1 protein-coding gene is annotated in these 1,250 nt (G+C 61.2%); it reads right to left on the reverse strand.

Annotated elements, in window-relative coordinates; all coding sequences use genetic code 11:
• Positions 1-151 precede the first annotated feature (151 nt).
• Positions 152-1,156: an IS30 family transposase gene (locus WP12_RS00220; RefSeq protein ID WP_046191761.1), complete on the reverse strand. Its 1,005-nt coding sequence runs from the start codon at positions 1,154-1,156 to the stop codon at positions 152-154.
• Positions 1,157-1,250: the final 94 nt, after the last annotated feature.

Raw genomic sequence — 1,250 nt, forward strand, 5'->3', positions numbered from 1 at the left:
CTGAAGTTTCAAGCCGAGGTGCGACATCGTTCGGGGCAGCAGGGGATGGGTGGAGCCATCCCAACAGCGCAGCCCATCCCCTGCTGATGCGATGGATTACCGGTTCCGGCGTCTTGGACCCGCTGCGCCAGCAGTGGGCCCGGTCAGTCCCCTAACCGGCAGTTCTTGCGTTGCCGATCTGTTCGGCGAGCACATCCCGAGGCGTGCGGTAGCCCAGGCATTTGCGGGGTGTGTCGTTCAGGCGTTCAACGAGGCGCTGAAGCTCTTTCGCTGGCAGGCGTACAATATCGGTGTCGGACGGCAGGAAGCGACGGATCCGACCGTTATTGTTTTCGACACTGCCCTTCTGCCACGGGGCTGATGGCTGGCAGAAATAGGCCTTCATACCCAGCGTGTCCTGGAGGCGACGGTAGTTCGCAAATTCCGTGCCGCGGTCGAAGGTTATCGTGCGACGAAGGGAAGGGGGCAGGGAACGGAGCTGCTGGTGGATACCGGCCATGATGCCGGCCGAATGGCGGCTCGGATTTGGCATCAATACCGTGAAGCGGCTTCGACGTTCGACCAACGAGGTCAGGTTGGCTTTGCCATATTCCTGCCGGAACGCGATGAGGTCGCCCTCCCAATGGCCGAAACTCGTGCGTTCGCCGATCTCCGCAGGCCGCGCCGCGATCATATGCGCCGACGGAATGTTCAATCCTCGTGGTTTGCGCGCATAGCGGCGGCGGCGCGATCGTCGTGAAGATGGGAGCAGGTGGCCAAGGCCTTGGTCACGGCCGACCGGGCTATAGACATATTGATAGATGGTCTCATGGCTCACGCTCAGCCGGTGGCGCTGATGCCGACGCAAATAACCGGCGATCTGCTCCGGCGACCAGGCGGCCCGCAGTCGGTCGACCACATAGGCGGCGAGTTCATGTCGCCGGACGATCTTTCCACCGCGAAGACGGCGAGCCGCAGCCTTGCCCTGAGCTGTAACCGGAAAATAGCCGCGAAAGACCGGCTCCTCGTCGAGATGCTGATTCCGCTTCAATTCGCGGTAGATTGTCGAGGCGTGGCGGCCGAGTTCGACGGCAGCCTGACGAGGGCTGCGGCCGGCATTGATCAGCTGATATAGTCTCCGACGGTCATTGAGATCCAAGTGGGTGTAGCAGCGCATGTGCGATCCTCACGGGTTGAAACCCGCGAATAGGGCGAGTTTTCGCACTTCGGTCTAGAATCCGCCCGCTTACAATCGTTGAGTCCGATAATAT

It is taken from the genome of Sphingomonas sp. SRS2, assembly GCF_000971055.1.
In the GTDB taxonomy this organism is placed as follows: domain Bacteria; phylum Pseudomonadota; class Alphaproteobacteria; order Sphingomonadales; family Sphingomonadaceae; genus Rhizorhabdus.